The 15,266-nt window shown below is 58.2% G+C and carries 16 protein-coding genes; 10 read left to right on the top strand and 6 right to left on the bottom strand.

Annotated elements, in window-relative coordinates; all coding sequences use genetic code 11:
* Positions 1–164: 164 nt before the first annotated feature.
* The gene (gene tsgA, locus OWK27_RS21650; RefSeq protein ID WP_267591200.1) at positions 165–1,349 is read right to left on the bottom strand and encodes an MFS transporter TsgA; all 1,185 of its coding nucleotides are present in this window, start codon (positions 1,347–1,349) and stop codon (positions 165–167) included.
* Between the two features lie 278 nt (positions 1,350–1,627).
* Here tsgA and ppiA point away from each other — a divergent pair, with 278 nt between their 5' ends.
* The 4 genes from ppiA to argD all read left to right on the top strand — a co-directional run bounded on the left by ppiA (position 1,628) and on the right by argD (position 4,792).
* Positions 1,628–2,200 carry a peptidylprolyl isomerase A gene (gene ppiA, locus OWK27_RS21645; RefSeq protein ID WP_000920483.1) on the top strand — a complete coding sequence of 191 codons (573 nt, stop codon included), beginning with the start codon at positions 1,628–1,630 and terminating at the stop codon, positions 2,198–2,200.
* A gap of 105 nt (positions 2,201–2,305) precedes the next feature.
* Positions 2,306–2,890: a putative adenosine monophosphate-protein transferase Fic gene (locus OWK27_RS21640; protein WP_242173950.1), complete on the top strand. Its 585-nt coding sequence runs from the start codon at positions 2,306–2,308 to the stop codon at positions 2,888–2,890.
* Positions 2,891–2,920: 30 nt separating this feature from the next.
* Entirely contained in the window at positions 2,921–3,484 is a 564-nt protein-coding gene (gene pabA, locus OWK27_RS21635; RefSeq protein WP_267591199.1) for an aminodeoxychorismate synthase component 2, read from the top strand.
* 87 nt (positions 3,485–3,571) lie between these two features.
* Positions 3,572–4,792 (top strand): bifunctional acetylornithine/succinyldiaminopimelate transaminase, encoded by a 1,221-nt coding sequence (argD, locus tag OWK27_RS21630; RefSeq protein WP_267591198.1) that lies wholly within the window; start codon positions 3,572–3,574, stop codon positions 4,790–4,792.
* On the opposite strand, the gene OWK27_RS21625 is transcribed toward argD, so the two are convergent.
* Together OWK27_RS21625 and crp are read right to left on the bottom strand one after the other, a co-directional pair.
* Positions 4,789–6,876: a YccS/YhfK family putative transporter gene (locus tag OWK27_RS21625; protein ID WP_267591212.1), complete on the bottom strand. Its 2,088-nt coding sequence runs from the start codon at positions 6,874–6,876 to the stop codon at positions 4,789–4,791. The two genes, argD and OWK27_RS21625, sit on opposite strands and share 4 nt — an antisense overlap.
* A 57-nt stretch (positions 6,877–6,933) precedes the next feature.
* Positions 6,934–7,566: a cAMP-activated global transcriptional regulator CRP gene (gene crp, locus OWK27_RS21620; protein WP_000242758.1), complete on the bottom strand. Its 633-nt coding sequence runs from the start codon at positions 7,564–7,566 to the stop codon at positions 6,934–6,936.
* A gap of 310 nt (positions 7,567–7,876) precedes the next feature.
* On the opposite strand from crp, the gene OWK27_RS21615 reads away from it, so the two are divergent.
* The gene (locus OWK27_RS21615) at positions 7,877–8,281 is read left to right on the top strand and encodes an OsmC family protein (protein WP_267591211.1); all 405 of its coding nucleotides are present in this window, start codon (positions 7,877–7,879) and stop codon (positions 8,279–8,281) included.
* 64 nt (positions 8,282–8,345) lie between these two features.
* On the opposite strand, the gene OWK27_RS21610 is transcribed toward OWK27_RS21615, so the two are convergent.
* The 3 genes from OWK27_RS21610 to OWK27_RS21600 are packed head-to-tail and all read right to left on the bottom strand — an operon-like array spanning position 8,346 to position 10,483.
* On the bottom strand, positions 8,346–9,215 hold the full coding sequence (locus OWK27_RS21610; RefSeq protein ID WP_063449489.1) for a phosphoribulokinase: 870 nt from the start codon (positions 9,213–9,215) through the stop codon (positions 8,346–8,348).
* Positions 9,216–9,245: 30 nt separating this feature from the next.
* Positions 9,246–9,464 carry a YheU family protein gene (locus OWK27_RS21605; RefSeq protein ID WP_003861664.1) on the bottom strand — a complete coding sequence of 73 codons (219 nt, stop codon included), beginning with the start codon at positions 9,462–9,464 and terminating at the stop codon, positions 9,246–9,248.
* Positions 9,461–10,483, bottom strand: a complete 1,023-nt coding sequence (locus tag OWK27_RS21600; RefSeq protein WP_267591197.1) for a hydrolase — start codon at positions 10,481–10,483, stop codon at positions 9,461–9,463. The genes OWK27_RS21605 and OWK27_RS21600 overlap by 4 nt, the downstream gene beginning before the upstream one ends.
* Before the next feature lie 228 nt (positions 10,484–10,711).
* On the opposite strand from OWK27_RS21600, the gene mdcA reads away from it, so the two are divergent.
* From mdcA to mdcE, 5 genes are read left to right on the top strand one after another with little or no spacing between them, the layout of a single operon-like run.
* Complete coding sequence (gene mdcA, locus OWK27_RS21595) at positions 10,712–12,367, top strand: malonate decarboxylase subunit alpha (protein WP_023298766.1); 1,656 nt, start codon at positions 10,712–10,714, stop codon at positions 12,365–12,367.
* Positions 12,367–13,224 (top strand): triphosphoribosyl-dephospho-CoA synthase, encoded by an 858-nt coding sequence (locus tag OWK27_RS21590; protein WP_148422593.1) that lies wholly within the window; start codon positions 12,367–12,369, stop codon positions 13,222–13,224. The genes mdcA and OWK27_RS21590 overlap by 1 nt, the downstream gene beginning before the upstream one ends.
* 9 nt (positions 13,225–13,233) lie before the next feature.
* Positions 13,234–13,533 (top strand): malonate decarboxylase acyl carrier protein, encoded by a 300-nt coding sequence (gene mdcC / locus OWK27_RS21585; RefSeq protein ID WP_042286285.1) that lies wholly within the window; start codon positions 13,234–13,236, stop codon positions 13,531–13,533.
* Positions 13,526–14,359, top strand: coding sequence for a biotin-independent malonate decarboxylase subunit beta (locus OWK27_RS21580; protein WP_148422594.1), 834 nt, complete (start codon positions 13,526–13,528; stop codon positions 14,357–14,359). Before mdcC ends, OWK27_RS21580 begins: the two co-directional genes overlap by 8 nt.
* Positions 14,359–15,159 (top strand): biotin-independent malonate decarboxylase subunit gamma, encoded by an 801-nt coding sequence (mdcE, locus tag OWK27_RS21575; RefSeq protein ID WP_200035631.1) that lies wholly within the window; start codon positions 14,359–14,361, stop codon positions 15,157–15,159. Before OWK27_RS21580 ends, mdcE begins: the two co-directional genes overlap by 1 nt.
* Positions 15,160–15,266 lie beyond the last annotated feature (107 nt).

Raw genomic sequence — 15,266 nt, 5'->3', positions numbered from 1 at the left:
GGGGTATATGTATGATTTGTCAGGATTTTTATAAGTGGCGGATATTGTTCGATTTTTGTGCTTGCTGGTTTTTTGCACAAATTTGTGTGGATTTTGAGAACGCGGCGGGCAGGGCGGGCGAGGCGGGGAATCACCCCTTTGCAGGCGCAAAGGGGTGATGGCGATTAATGGGTAGCGGTTGCCGTAATGTGCTGGCGATGGCGGGTCACGAAGCCGAGCACGAAGCACATGATAAATACCACCGCGTACAGACCGTTAGCGGTATGCAGCGCCGCCAGCGGGCCGCTGTGCGCTACGATCGGGCCAGTGACCACGAAGGTCAGCATGGTGCCGATGGTGCCGCAGGTCAGCACGAAGTTCACCAGCTTCGGTGAGGCCACTTTGGTCTGGAGCGAGCCAAGGGTGATGATCGAGGTATAAATCGCGCTGGAGAAGAAGCCCAGGGTCAGGATGAACCATGGCATATGCTCCGGGGAGCCGTTGATGAACAGATACATCAGCACTGTCGCCAGACCCGCCAGCACGGTCAGAATACGTTGCAGGTCGAAGAAGCGCAGGATGAAGCTAAACGCCCACATGCCGAACATGTAAGACATCCAGAAATCGCTCACCAGTTTGCCCGCGTCGTTCAGGCTCATGCCCAGACCTTTCGCGTATTCCGGTACCCACGAGATAAAGCCCAGCTGACCCAGGATGTAGCACAGGGCGGCGATAGAGAGGAACAGCACGCCGATACCCCATTTTTCCTTCGCAACCGGCTCTGAGGTGGTCTGCGCTTTTTTGCCCAGTACCGGGAAGTCACAGCCGAAGGTCAGAATGAAGATTGCAACATAGACCAGACCAATGCAGGCGTACACCCAGTACCATTCGATGCTGCGCGCGAGAAGATACGCGGCGACCATCGGGAAAATCATCCCGGCCATGCTGAAGAAGGAGTCGGTAAACAGCAGACGCGCGCCGCGCTGGCGGCCTTCATACATATGGGTGATCAGGAACGTACCGATCGACATGGTGATACCGCTCACGAGGCCCAGCACGAACATGGCGGCAGAGAACAGGGCGATGCTGTGGCTCAGCATCAGGCCCGCCACGGCGGCCACCATCAGCACAAAGCCGAAACGCAGCTGCGTTTTCAGCGGCACGATTTCCATCAGCCAGGCATTAAGGAAAATAGAGATCAGGATCCCCGCGTTCAGGAAGGTAAAGGTGTTACTCATGCTGGAAACGGGCAGCTGGAAGTAATCTGCGATATTTCCCATCACCATCCCGGTGACGATCACCAACGCGCCGGTTAGGGCGTAAGAGAAGAAGCTGATCCATGTGAGCTTGATGCGGTTGCTGTTAGTCATGTCTGGCCTGTTAAAAGTAAAGAAAAACGCAGTGAGTGCGTTTGAGCGGGCAGATTTTAGTCTCGAAAGTGATCTAATTAAATCTTTTCAGAAAATTTTGAGCACAATTGCAGGCTTTATCGTGATAAAGATCACATTAAATCGCGTGATGGACAATCGTTTGCGCGGTAATAATTGTTTCAATTTCGTAAAATTAGGTAAAAGACTGGTCTGGGTTCATACTGCTCTTTAGAATCAAGCCATTCGCTTTTTATACTGCGCTTTGTTAAGGAATTCTCATGCTCAAATCAACACTGGCGGCTGTCGCAGCTGTGTTTGCTCTTTCTGCCGTTTCCCCTGCTGCGCTGGCAGCAAAAGGAGACCCCCACGTCCTGCTGACAACCTCTGCGGGGAATATTGAGCTGGAGCTGGATAGCCAGAAAGCCCCTGTTTCTGTGAAAAACTTCCTCGACTATGTGAACAGTGGTTTCTATAACAACACCACGTTCCACCGCGTCATCCCGGGCTTTATGATTCAAGGCGGCGGTTTTAACGAGCAGATGCAGCAGAAACAGCCTAACCCGCCAATTAAAAATGAAGCAGACAACGGCCTGCTGAACAAGCGCGGCACCATCTCCATGGCGCGTACGGCGGACAAAGACAGCGCCACCAGCCAGTTCTTCCTCAACGTGGCGGACAACGCCTTCCTGGACCACGGCCAGCGCGACTTCGGCTACGCGGTGTTCGGTAAGGTGGTGAAAGGCATGGACGTTGCGGACAAGATCTCTCAGGTGCAGACCCACGATGTTGGTCCTTATCAGAATGTGCCGTCAAAACCGGTGGTGATCCTCTCCGCGAAAGTGCTGCCGTAACCCTTCACACGCGGGCAGATCCTGCCCGTGTGAAACTACCCTCCCTGCGAAAGCGCGTTTTGCTGCTTATACTTGTGGCAAACGGACTATTCAGGGAGGCGTTTAGTGAAAAAACTCACCGACAAGCAAAAATCCCGTCTCTGGGAGCGACAGCGCAATACCAATCTACAGGCGAGCAGCCTCCTTGAAAAAGGTCATGGTCCTGCTGAACCCCACATTGATACGCTGGAGCTTGGGCCTTCAGCACCCGGTTTGCCCCATCTGTGCCACATTCACCGCCATCTGTATCGCAGCGAGATGAAGCGGGCAGGCGAGTTCCGTACCGACGATATTTTTAAAGGTGAGATCCCTTTCTGCCATTTCGAATACATCGAGACGATGGGAAATGAACTGATGGCGGCGCTGGAAAGCGACAGGTATCTGGTTGGCCTTCAGAAAGAGGCGTTTATCGAACGCATAAGTCATTACTATTGTGAAATCAATATGCTACATCCGTTCGCGAGCGGTAACGGCATTGCGCAGCGCGTATTCTTTGAACAGCTGGCAATCCATGCCGGCTACATCCTGGACTGGCGCGATATCGATCCTGAGCAGTGGGTGGCGGCAAACCAGAGCGGCGCAACCGGGGATTTGACCGACCTGAAAGCCATCTTTGCCAAAGTAGTGAGCGAAGCGCGGGAATCTGAGTAGAATAGGGCGGCATTTTTTTCGGGAGCCGCCATGATTTTGCTGATTGATAACTACGATTCCTTCACCTGGAACCTTTACCAGTATTTTTGTGAGCTGGGTGCAGAGGTGGTTGTCCGCCGCAACGACGACATCGCGCTGGCCGACATTGAAACGCTGGCGCCGCGAAAAATCGTGATATCGCCGGGGCCGTGCACCCCGTCAGAGTCCGGTATCTCGCTGGACGCTATCCGCCACTACGCGGGCAGGCTGCCGATTCTTGGCGTATGCCTGGGGCACCAGGCCATTGCGCAGGTGTTTGGCGCCACCATCGTCCGTGCTGCCAGGGTAATGCACGGTAAAACCTCACCAGTTACCCACACCGGCACGGGCGTGTTTAGTGGGTTAAATAACCCGTTAACCGTCACGCGCTACCACTCTCTGGTTATCGACCCGCCAACGCTACCCGCCTGTTTTGAGGTTACCGCCTGGAGCGAGACGCAGGAGATCATGGGCATCCGCCACCGGGAATGGGATCTCGAAGGCGTGCAGTTCCACCCGGAAAGCATTCTCAGCGAGCAGGGGCACGCGCTGCTGGCTAATTTCCTCAATCGCTGAATATCAGTTGCCTTGCTGTGATTTTTTATGCATATTTTGTGATTATATTTTCACAATCACTGTGACATAAAAATGGATGGTCATGACATGGCAACTGAACAACCAGCAATTACCCGCGCGACATTCGATGAAGTGATCCTGCCGATTTATGCACCGGCTGAGTTTATCCCGGTGAAGGGGAAAGGCAGCCGCGTCTGGGATCAGCAGGGTAACGAGTACGTTGATTTCGCGGGCGGCATTGCGGTGACGGCGCTGGGCCATTGCCATCCTGCGCTGGTGGAGGCGCTGAAAACCCAGGGCGAAACCCTGTGGCACACCAGCAACGTTTTCACCAACGAACCGGCGCTGCGTCTCGGGCGTAAAATCATCGATGCGACCTTTGCCGAGCGCGTGCTGTTTATGAACTCCGGCACCGAAGCCAACGAAACGGCCTTCAAGCTGGCGCGCTATTACGCCACTACGCGCCACAGCCCGTACAAAACCAAAATCATCGCGTTTCATAACGCCTTCCACGGCCGTTCCTTCTTCACCGTTTCCGTGGGCGGCCAGCCGAAGTATTCCGACGGCTTTGGTCCGAAACCTGCGGATATCATCCACGTGCCGTTTAACGATCTGCACGCGGTGAAAGCGGTGATGGACGACCACACCTGCGCGGTGGTGGTTGAGCCAATCCAGGGCGAAGGCGGCGTGACGGCGGCCACGCCGGAATTCCTGAAAGGGCTGCGCGAGCTGTGCGATGCGCACCAGGCGCTGCTGGTGTTTGATGAAGTCCAGAGCGGGATGGGGCGTACCGGGGATCTGTTCGCCTATATGCACTACGGCGTGACGCCGGATATTCTGACCAGCGCCAAAGCGCTCGGCGGCGGTTTCCCGGTCAGCGCGGTGCTCACCACCCAGGATATCGCTTCCGCGTTCCACGTCGGCTCGCACGGCTCTACCTACGGCGGTAATCCGCTGGCGTGCGCCGTGGCGGGCGCGGCATTCGACATCATTAATACGCCGGACGTTCTGAACGGCGTGAACGCGAAGCGCGAACGGTTTGTGAAGCACCTTCAGCAGATTGACGACCAGTATGACGTCTTCAGCGAGATCCGCGGGATGGGGCTGTTGATTGGCGCGGAGCTAAAGCCGCAGTACAAAGGCCGCGCGCGCGATTTCCTGCACGCTGCCGCGCATGAAGGCGTTATGGTGCTCAACGCGGGGCCGGACGTCATGCGCTTTGCGCCGTCGCTGGTGGTGGAAGAGAAAGATATTGAAGACGGGTTAAGCCGTTTTGCAGCGGCGGTCGCGAAGATTGTAAAAGGTTAATACGCCGTCCGCTTCAGCCTGCGGGTTAACCAAATCCCGTGATGCGGACGCTGGCGCCATGCCACCGACGAAATGGTGTGCATGGTGTTCAGATGCCCCAGCACGCGCTGCAAATGCTGCTCCAGGGTGCTCATCGGCCCGTGGGTCAGCGTCTCCGGCGCTTCCAGTATATTCGTTTCTCCCGACTCGCCCGGCGCGTCATACTCCAGACGCTGCTGGCAGCGCTGCAGCGCAATTTCACACGACTGCAAATAGCGCTGCGCCAGATCCGGCGTCAGCATCGTGTGCTCGCGCGCCAGCGTGGTCATGGCGTTAATATGCTCGACGATGAACTGGCTGTGCGTTACCCACAGCTTCATGTCCGCCAGATAGTGTGCGTTAAAGCCTGGCTCCTGCATGGCCTGGTTGAGGGAGTTGAACAGGGCGTTGTGCGCCTGGTTGACCTTCATCCGCTCGTAGGCCAGCGGGGAAGGCTGCGGATCGTCGCTCAGGATCAGGCGAATCGCACGCTGGTCGGCCTCCAGCGCGTCGTGGGCGTTCTGCCTCAGCAGCCCGCTCTGCCACTGCGGCCACAGCCAGACCATGCCGCCAAAGGCGATCAGGCAGCCAATCAGCGTATCGACCAGCCGGGCGATAATAAACTGTTCCCCGTTTAGCGTGAGCAGCTGCAGGGTATATACCGCCGTCACCGTAAAGCCCACCATCGCCCAGCCGTAGTTTTTGCGGATAATCAGGTAGCTCACCAGGGTAATGGCCAGCATGCCGGCCAGCGTGTAGCCCTCCGGCACGTGGAAGTGCAGCGTCACGCCCGCGATAATCAGCCCCGCCATGGTGCCTCCCGCCCGGTGCAGAATACGTACCCGCGTGGCGCCGTAGCCGTTCTGGGTGACAAACAGCACGGTCATTAAGATCCAGTAGGGTTTCGGCAGGTGCAGGGCCATGCCCATCAGGCTGGCGACGCTCAGCATCACGCTTATCCGGGCGGCGTTACGCAGGGCGGCTGACTTCAGCGACAGATAGCTTTTCAGGGCAGGCAGCAGCGGGAGCCGCTTTTGCTTGTCCGCCATCAGGTCGCGGGCGTACAGCGGGCGCTGGGTGCGCAGCACCCGGGCGATACGGCTGAAATGCCAGGCGGCAAACTGGCCGACCGGGTTATCCGGGTGCTGACGCGCAATCTTCTCCAGCGCGCCGAGCTGTTTGTCCATGGTAAAGCGCGTCGGGTAGCGGTGATAGAGAATATCGTCCGCCAGCACCCGCAGGCGCGCCGCAACGGTCTGTGCGTTCCAGCGGATCACCGCCTCCGCGTGGCTGCGCTCCACCAGCTTCTGCACCTCTTCCGGGTGGTGAAGGCTGACGGAGATATGCTCCTGCAAATCCAGCCCGACCTGGAAGATACGCAGCAGCCGCTTGTATTCCTGGTTTTGGCTGGCGGCGAGCATGTGCAGCTGCTGGTAGCACTGGCTTATCAGATCCACCACCTTTTGCTGGCGCTCCAGCAGCGGCGGCAGCGATTTTTCCGGATCGGTGTGCTGCGTCAGCAGGGTATATTTCGCTTCGCAATACTCCGCCAGCTGACGGTAGAGCAGGCTGAGGGATTCGCGCATCGGCTGTTCCCGCCACAGCCAGAACCAGAACCAGTTAAACAGCCCGTACCATAGCGTGCCGAGGGCGTAGATCAGCAACGGCTCCCACACCGGCATATTGCCCGCCAGGCTTAAGGTGAAGATGGCGGCGATCAGCGACGCGGGAAGGAGGCGGGCGTGCAGCGAGCTGATTTCGGCGGTCACGCCGAGTGTCATCGCCAGCACGGTCAGGATCAGCGGCAGGGGAATGTCCCGGGCCAGCAGGAGCTGGACGGCAAGGCTACAGCCGGCAAACAGGCAGCCACCGACGATCAGGCGTTTGAAAAAGCGTTTATGCGGCGTGTCCAGACCGGCAATGTTGCAGCAGGCGGGAACGAGGGAAAACAGCAGGCCTTGCTGCAGGTGTCCGAGGAGCAGGCCCACGGCCACGGGAAGACACAGCACCAGCGTTTGTCGCAGTGCGTAGTTAACTTCCGGGTGATAGATCAGCCTGCGCCACATGAGGAGTAGAGACAAAAACGGCGTGCCGCCCTGCGGCGGCACGCCGTTTGGCCGGAATTAACGGGTTCCGTAGACCACGATAGTTTTACCGTGGGCAGAGATCAGGTTCTGATCTTCCAGCATCTTCAGGATACGGCCCACTGTTTCACGGGAACAACCGACGATCTGACCAATTTCCTGGCGGGTAATTTTAATTTGCATGCCGTCAGGGTGGGTCATGGCGTCTGGCTGTTTCGCCAGGTTCAGCAGGGTCTGCGCGATACGGCCGGTCACGTCCAGGAAGGCCAGGTTGCCTACCTTCTCAGAGGTCACCTGCAGACGGCGCGCCATCTGGGAAGAAAGACGCATCAGGATGTCAGGGTTAACCTGAATCAGCTGACGGAATTTCTTGTAAGAAATTTCAGCCACTTCACATGCTGTTTTTGCACGAACCCAGGCGCTACGTTCCTGGCCTTCTTCAAACAGGCCCAGTTCACCGATAAAATCGCCCTGGTTCAGATAAGAAAGGATCATCTCTTTCCCTTCTTCATCTTTGATCAGCACGGCCACCGAGCCTTTAACGATGTAATACAACGTTTCCGCTTTTTCACCCTGGTGAATCAGCGTGCTCTTTGATGGGTACTTATGAATGTGGCAATGAGACAAGAACCATTCGAGAGTCGGGTCTGTTTGCGGTTTGCCAAGCACCATGCGCTGTTATCCTCTGTTATAAGCTGTCACCAGAGTCATAAGATGCATCCGGACTCTGGGGTTGCAATCGAATTCTTACCCATACCTGGGAAGTCGGCTGTCGTAACGTTTCGCAGCCAGTAAAGTTTGATGTCCTCTGCATACATGTGTAACGTCAATGTATTACTGTAGCATCCAGAGTGTTTTAGCATAGCTTTCGCCGCGTGTCTCCTGGTGTCTCGCTTCAGCATGACGCAGGTCGCCTTCCGTTGCGAGAAATGTAACGTACACGTAATCTGTCATAAAAAATGCAACGTTGGAGTGAGTGAATATGCAAGCGCGCGTGAAATGGGTTGAAGGGTTAACGTTCCTGGGCGAGTCCGCTTCCGGGCATCAGGTTTTGATGGATGGCAACTCCGGCGATAAAGCCCCAAGCCCTATGGAAATGGTGCTGATGGCCGCGGGTGGATGCAGCGCTATCGACGTGGTGTCGATCCTGCAAAAAGGCCGTCATGAAGTGACCGATTGTGAAGTGAAGCTGACGTCAGAACGTCGTGAAGAGGCGCCACGCCTGTTTACGCACATCAATCTGCACTTTGTGGTCACCGGTAAAGCGCTGAAGGACGCGGCGGTGTCCCGCGCGGTGGACCTCTCCGCGGAGAAGTACTGCTCGGTGGCGTTAATGCTGGAGAAAGCGGTGAACATCACGCATTCGTATGAAGTGATCGAGGCGTGATTCAGGGGGCATCTGCGTGTTGATGCCCTCACCCTAACCCTCTCCCGCAGGAGAGGGGATATGATTATGCGATCTGCTTCCCTTCCATCAACCGCTGTACCAGCGGCGTCATGATCAGCTCCATCGCCAGCCCCATTTTTCCGCCCGGCACCACTAACGTATTCATATGCGAAATAAATGAACCCTGCAGCATCGCCAGCAGCCACGGGTAGTCGATGCCTTCCAGATTGCGGAAGTGGATCACCACGAAGCTCTCGTCCAGCGACGGAATGCTTTTTGCGGCGAACGGGTTTGAGGTGTCTACGGTAGGGACGCGCTGGAAGTTAATATGGGTTCGGGAAAACTGTGGCGTCAGGAAGTTGATGTAATCTTCCATGGAACGTACCACCGAGTCCATCACCGCCTCGCGAGAGTGCCCGCGCTCGCTGATGTCACGCGTCAGCTTCTGGATCCACTCAAGGTTAACAATCGGCACCACGCCCACCAGCAAATCCACATGGCGCGCCACGTCGTGCTGTGGCGTGACCACGCCGCCGTGCAATCCTTCATAAAACAGCACGTCAGTCGGTTCCGGGAGGGGCTGCCAGGGCGTGAACGTGCCCGGCACCTGATTCCAGGGCACGGCTTCATCGTAGGTGTGCAGATACTTGCGGGACTGTCCGGTACCGCTCTGCCCGTATTCACGAAAGGTTTGCTCCAGCAGGCCGAAGTCATTGGCCTCCGGTCCGAAGTAGCTAATGTGTTTACCCAGATCGCGCGCCTTGCGGATGGCCATGTCCATCTCCGGGCGCGTGTAGCGGTGAAAGCTGTCGCCTTCCACCTCTGCCGCCCGTAAATTCAGCTGTGCGAAGATCTTGCGAAAGGCGAGGCTGGTGGTGGTGGTTCCCGCCCCGCTCGAACCCGTAACGGCAATAACCGGATGTCTGGCAGACATAGCAACTCCCTGACTGGAAAGGTTTAAAGATCAGCCATGAAACGCGTTGCGGGGCATAATATTGACCGTCTCATGCAGTTCGGACCATACCAGCACCACGTCGCCGCTCTTAAGCTGGCGCTTAACATCGTTGACCTTTTGTTCAAGCGAACGTTCATGTTCACCATAATCGGTGCCTTCGCGCAAGACAAAGCTTTCAATCAGGTTATCGAGCGTTTCGGGAGAGAGATCCTGCCAGGGAATAATCATTTTTTACCATCCAGATAGGCCGTTAACCAGTCGGGTATGCGCGTCTCAAGCCACATTTTTGGCCGACGCAGCGTGCCGCCAACAAAGCCCACATGCCCGCCGAACTCGGTGAGCTGATACTCCACGTTATCCGGCAGATAGTCAGGGGCGGGGATCGAGTGATGATCCATAAACGGGTCATCTTTGGCGTGGATAATCAGCGTGGGTTTCGTGATTTGATTCAGCAAAGGCATGGCGCTGCACTGACGGTAATAGTCAATTGCATCGGCAAATCCGTGGATCTTTGAGGTGATCAAATCATCAAACTCGCGCAGGCGCTTCACGCGTTTGAGCTGTTGCAGCGTGACGGGCAGCGTGTCCGGATAGGCCTTCAGCTTGCGCGCGGCGTTAGCCTTCAGCAGGTTGAGCAGATACCGCTGATAAACCCGCGAAAACCCCTTTTCCATATGATAGCTGCACTGCTCCAGCATAAACGGCGCGGAGACAATAACCGCCGCGTCCAGCGGCACCGCGTCGCTCTCCTTCGCCAGCAGGCAGGCCAGCATGTTACCCCCCAGCGAATATCCCGCCGCTGCCGTTGGCGCCGCGCCAAAATTGTCTCTCAGCCAGTGCAGGAACCAGGTGCCGTCCTCGGTTTCACCCGAGTGATAAATGCGTTTTTGCCGATTTGGCTCGCCGCTGCATCCGCGAAAGTGCATCACCACCCCAAGCCAGCCGCGGGCCTTTGCCGCCTCGATGAGGCCGTGCGCGTAAGGGCTGTGCAGGCTGCCCTCCAGACCGTGAAACACCACCAGACGGGGTTTATGCCTGGCCTGTTCTGGCGCTTCGCTCCAGGCAAGATCCAAAAAGTCACCGTCCGGCAGGTCAATGCGCTGCCAGTGGGGGTTGAACTGCACCTTGCGGCGGATCAGGCGCGGGAGCATGGTTTGCAGGTGGGGGTTAGCCACACCGCGCATGGGCACGAACTCGGCGCTCTCTTCGGCTGCAATGTCGAAGTCTGAGGGAATGATTTGGGTCATAAGGGCGATGCTGATTCTTGTCAGAAATTAACTATACCTTCCGAATTGTACCCCGTTTAGCCCGTTTTTCCGAAACATGAACTGATCCCGATCACATTTCCTTACCTTGTTTATTACTCTCAAGCTAATGATTCACTCCTACGCTTAATTGATGCCTTTATCACCAGAGCGCACACTTTACTCAACGTTAAGCAAATCAGAATGATGTGCTGAATCAGGAGGTTAATAATGTTATCTGGGCAAACACCCACCCGGCAATGGAACACCCGACGCAGCGAGAAAGCGCGTCGTCTGGCATCCGTACCGGTGCAGGGCAAGGTACTGCCAACCGGCGATCTTGTCGCCATGCTGGAAAAACTGATCGCACCAGGCGACAAAGTCGTTCTGGAAGGCAATAACCAGAAGCAGGCGGATTTTCTTTCCCGTTCACTGGCTGAAGTGAACCCGCAAATTGTTCACGACCTGCATATGATCATGCCGAGCGTCGGGCGCAGCGAACATCTGGATATCTTTGAGAAAGGCATCGCCCGCAAGCTGGACTTTTCCTTCTCCGGTACCCAAAGCCTGCGCATTTCGCAGCTGCTGGAAGATGGCCAGCTCGAAATCGGTGCGATTCACACCTACATCGAACTTTACTCACGCCTCTACGTCGACCTTTCGCCAAACGTGGCGCTGATTGCCGGGTTTAAAGCGGACCGCAAGGGTAACCTCTACACCGGGGCGAGTACCGAAGATACGCCGGCGCTGGTGGAAGCCGCCGCGTTCCACGACGGCATCGTCATCGCACAGGTGAACGAGCTGGTGGACGACGAGTGCGACCTGCCGCGCGTCGATATTCCTGGCTCGTGGATCGATTACGTGGTGGTGGCGGACAAGCCGTTCTTCATTGAGCCGCTCTTCACCCGCGACCCGCGCCTGATTAAACAGGAACACATCCTGATGGCGATGATGGCGATTAAAGGCATCTACGCTGAACACCAGGTGCAGTCCCTCAACCACGGGATTGGCTTTAACACCGCGGCGATTGAGCTGCTGCTGCCAACCTACGGCGAACAGCTCGGCCTGAAGGGCAAAATCTGTAAACACTGGACCCTGAACCCGCATCCGACGCTGATCCCGGCAATCGAAAGCGGCTGGGTGGAAAGCGTGCACTGCTTCGGCGGCGAGCTGGGGATGGAAGAGTACATTCGCGCCCGTCCGGACGTGTTCTTTACCGGTGCCGACGGCTCCATGCGGTCCAACCGCGCCTTCTGCCAGCTGGCAGGCCAGTACGCGGTAGATATGTTTATCGGCTCTACGCTGCAGGTTGATGGCTACGCTAACTCCTCAACCGTCACCCGCGGTCGCCTCTCCGGCTTCGGCGGCGCGCCAAACATGGGCCACGATCCGCACGGTCGCCGCCACGCCACGCCGGCCTGGCTGAACATGATCACCGAGCCTGACCCAATGCAGCGCGGTAAAAAACTGGTCGTGCAGATGGTGGAAACCTTCCAGGCGGGCGTGAAGCCAACCTTCGTGGAAAAACTGGACGCCGTTGACGTCGCGAAAGCCTCCGGCATGCCGCTGGCGCCGGTCATGATTTACGGCGATGACGTTACCCACGTGCTGACGGAAGAGGGGATTGCTTACCTCTACCGGGCGAAAGATCTGGAAGAGCGTCGCGCCATGGTCGCCGCCGTGGCGGGCATCACCGATATCGGTCTGGGCGTGGATGCCAAACGCGTGGCGGAACTGCGCCAGAGCGGCAAAGTGGTCTATCCGGAAGATATGGGTATTCGCCGCACCGATGCCACCCGCTCTCTGCTGGCGGCGGGCAGCGTGGCCGACCTCGTTGAGTGGTCCGGCGGCCTGTACAACCCACCTGCGAAATTCCGGAGCTGGTAATGAAACTTCTGCCCCGGATCCAGGTTGAAGGCGGTGCCGAATGGCTGGCGCGAACCGCCACGCAGTGTCTGATTGACGAAGCACGTTTAAGCCCGAAACCCGGTCTGGTGGACAGTCGGGGGAACGGCGCGCACCACGATTTATCGCTTGCGCTGATGGAGCGCTCCGCGCACAGCCTGACTCCCACGTTTCAGGCGCTGGCGCAGCAAAGCTGGCAGCGTCCGGCGGATATTGCCCTCCGGCAAACCGTTGGGCGCCTGGGGCGCGACGGCGAGCGGCAGATGATGGCCGCTACCGACGGCGTAAACACCCACCGTGGCGCGATCTGGGCGCTGGGGCTGCTGGTGAGCGCGGTGGCGATGCTGGGCGGTGATGCCAGCGCGCAGGCCGTCGCTAACACCGCCGCCCGGCTGGCAAAACTCCCGGACGATGCGGCACCGAAGGTGTTCAGCAAGGGGTTACGCGCCACGCACCGCTACCGCGTGCCCGGCGCGCGTGAAGAGGCGCAGCAGGCGTTTCCGCACATCATGCAGCGCGCGCTGCCGCAGCTTCGCCTGAGCCGCCTTAACGGCAGCAGCGAAACGAACGCCAGACTCGACGCGCTGATGGCAATCATGACCTCGCTCACCGATACCTGCGTGCTGTCGCGCGCCGGAATGGAGGGGCTGGACGCCATGCAGAACGGCGCCCGGGCGGTGCTGAACGCCGGTGGATGCGCAACGCTCGCGGGGCAGCAGGCGCTGGCGCAGTTAGACCGCCAGATGCTAACGCTTAACGCCTCACCGGGCGGCGCCGCAGACCTGCTTGCGGCCACGCTGTTTCTCGATCGCGTCGAAACGCCATATTCAAAGCATTAAGAGGATGTTATGGAAAAAATTACATTGACCGTGCCCGCCCGCCGCGAAGTAAGCGGCAGGGCGCTGGCAGGCGTCGTCGGCTCCGGGGATATGGAGGTGCTCTTCACCGCCGAACCGGGCCAGACCTTGACCGTTGATATCACCACCTCCGTCGACAACAGCCGCGGACGCTGGGAGGCGTTGTTCAGCCGCCTGGAAACCGTCAGCAGCCTGCCCGCAGGCAAACTGACCATCCACGACTTCGGCGCGACGCCGGGCGTGGCGCGCATTCGTATTGAACAGGTGTTTGAAGGGGTGAGCCATGCGTGATGACAGCAGCTTTATCGAATTAAAAGCGCGCCAGCGTGCGCAGGCGCTGCTCGACGAGGGCAGCTACCGCGAACTGCTGGATCCGTTTGAAGGCATTATCTCTCCGTGGCTTGGGCCACAGGGGATTGTTCCGCAGGCCGATGACGGCATGGTGGTCGCGAAAGGGACCATCAACGGCCAGCCAGCGGTAGTCGTGGCGATTGAAGGTACCTTCCAGGGCGGCAGCATGGGCGAAGTTTCCGGCGCCAAAATGGCGGCGGCGCTGGAGCTGGCGGCGGAAGATAACCGCAACGGCATTCCAACGCAGGCGGTACTGTGCCTCGAAACCGGCGGCGTGCGCCTGCAGGAAGCGAACCTTGGCCTGGCGGCAATTGCCGATATCCACGCCGCGATCGTTGACCTGCGTCGTTATACCCCGGTCGTCGGGATTGTGGCCGGAACCGTGGGCTGCTTCGGCGGGATGTCTATCGCCGCGGCGCTGTGCAGCTACCTGATTGTGACCCGCGAAGCGCGTCTCGGCCTCAACGGCCCGCAGGTTATCGAGCAGGAAGCGGGCATTGAAGAGTACGACTCCCGCGACCGTCCGTTTATCTGGAGCATGACCGGCGGCGAAGTGCGCTATGAAAGCGGGCTGGTGGACGCGCTGGTAGGCGACGGCGTGAACGCGGTGAAAGCCGCGATGAACGAGGCCATCGCGAAAGGCGTACCGGCGAAGCATCGCACCGATAACTATGACGATTACCTGAACCGTCTGACGAATTTCGACACCCGCAAGCAGGCCGATGCCGAACAGATTAAAGCGCTTTTTGCCCGGGAGGTGAAATGATGAATAACGCAATAAGCCGTGGCGAACGCTGGCTGGAAACGCTCGCCCCGAACGCCAAACGTATTGAGGGGCTGTGCCCGTCCGTGCAGGCGGCAGACGGCGAGCTGAACGGTGAAACGGTGCGTTTTGTCGCCGTGGTGCCGGATGCCAACAACCACTTCCCGCGCGCGGCGAAAGGGGAAGTAGGTCTGCTGGAAGGCTGGACGCTGGCAAAAGTGGTCAGCGAAACCGTAGCGGCAGATGCTGATAAAGCCGTTAAGCGCCCGATTGTGGCGGTGATCGACGTCCCAAGCCAGGCCTATGGCCGTCGCGAAGAGGCGTTTGGTATCCACCAGGCGCTCGCGGGAGCCGCGGCCGCCTACGCCAACGCGCGTCTGGCGGGTCATCCGGTGATTGGTCTTATCGTCGGTAAGGCAATGTCCGGCGCGTTTCTGGCGCACGGCTACCAGGCTAACCGTCTGATTGCCTTTAACGATAAGGGCGTGCTGATCCACGCGATGGGCAAAGAGTCTGCGGCGCGCATTACGCTGCGTACCGTCGACGCGCTGGAAAAACTGGCGGCAACCATTCCGCCAATGGCGTACGACATCAGCAACTACGCCACGCTGGGGCTGCTTTCCGACCTGCTGGATATCAGCAACCCGGATGCCCCATCCGATAACGATCTGACGCTGGTGAAAACCACCCTGCAACAGGCCATCAGTGACGCTCGTCAGGACACCACGCTGAAAAGCCGTCTGGGTGCTGACAACCGCCGCAGCTCGGCGCTCGTACGCGAACGTATGCGAGCCAGCTGGTAAGTAAAAAGAGACCTGCCAGATGCAACACCCCGTGGGCACGCACGCTGCGCCCGCGTGGGTGTCTGCATCCTGAAAATAATAAACATCGCGTCAGTGCTTAAACTTTT

Origin of the sequence: Enterobacter cloacae complex sp. 2022EL-00788 (assembly GCF_026627565.1) — a bacterium.
GTDB lineage: Bacteria > Pseudomonadota > Gammaproteobacteria > Enterobacterales > Enterobacteriaceae > Enterobacter > Enterobacter pasteurii.
Note: the sequence above shows the minus strand (reverse complement) of the source record. Positions and strands in the feature narration are given on the sequence as shown.

Bases quoted from the DNA above. Each gene is read 5' to 3' on its own strand.
- OWK27_RS21590 (WP_148422593.1), top strand. From the start codon at position 12,367: ATGAAACTTCTGCCCCGGATCCAGGTTGAAGGCGGTGCCGAATGGCTG.
- mdcC (WP_042286285.1), top strand. From the start codon at position 13,234: ATGGAAAAAATTACATTGACCGTGCCCGCCCGCCGCGAAGTAAGCGGC.
- ppiA (WP_000920483.1), top strand. From the start codon at position 1,628: ATGCTCAAATCAACACTGGCGGCTGTCGCAGCTGTGTTTGCTCTTTCT.
- OWK27_RS21610 (WP_063449489.1), bottom strand. From the start codon at position 9,215: ATGTCTGCCAGACATCCGGTTATTGCCGTTACGGGTTCGAGCGGGGCG.
- argD (WP_267591198.1), top strand. From the start codon at position 3,572: ATGGCAACTGAACAACCAGCAATTACCCGCGCGACATTCGATGAAGTG.
- OWK27_RS21580 (WP_148422594.1), top strand. From the start codon at position 13,526: ATGCGTGATGACAGCAGCTTTATCGAATTAAAAGCGCGCCAGCGTGCG.
- mdcE (WP_200035631.1), top strand. From the start codon at position 14,359: ATGAATAACGCAATAAGCCGTGGCGAACGCTGGCTGGAAACGCTCGCC.
- OWK27_RS21625 (WP_267591212.1), bottom strand. From the start codon at position 6,876: ATGTGGCGCAGGCTGATCTATCACCCGGAAGTTAACTACGCACTGCGA.
- pabA (WP_267591199.1), top strand. From the start codon at position 2,921: ATGATTTTGCTGATTGATAACTACGATTCCTTCACCTGGAACCTTTAC.
- mdcA (WP_023298766.1), top strand. From the start codon at position 10,712: ATGTTATCTGGGCAAACACCCACCCGGCAATGGAACACCCGACGCAGC.
- OWK27_RS21615 (WP_267591211.1), top strand. From the start codon at position 7,877: ATGCAAGCGCGCGTGAAATGGGTTGAAGGGTTAACGTTCCTGGGCGAG.
- tsgA (WP_267591200.1), bottom strand. From the start codon at position 1,349: ATGACTAACAGCAACCGCATCAAGCTCACATGGATCAGCTTCTTCTCT.
- OWK27_RS21605 (WP_003861664.1), bottom strand. From the start codon at position 9,464: ATGATTATTCCCTGGCAGGATCTCTCTCCCGAAACGCTCGATAACCTG.
- crp (WP_000242758.1), bottom strand. From the start codon at position 7,566: ATGGTGCTTGGCAAACCGCAAACAGACCCGACTCTCGAATGGTTCTTG.
- OWK27_RS21600 (WP_267591197.1), bottom strand. From the start codon at position 10,483: ATGACCCAAATCATTCCCTCAGACTTCGACATTGCAGCCGAAGAGAGC.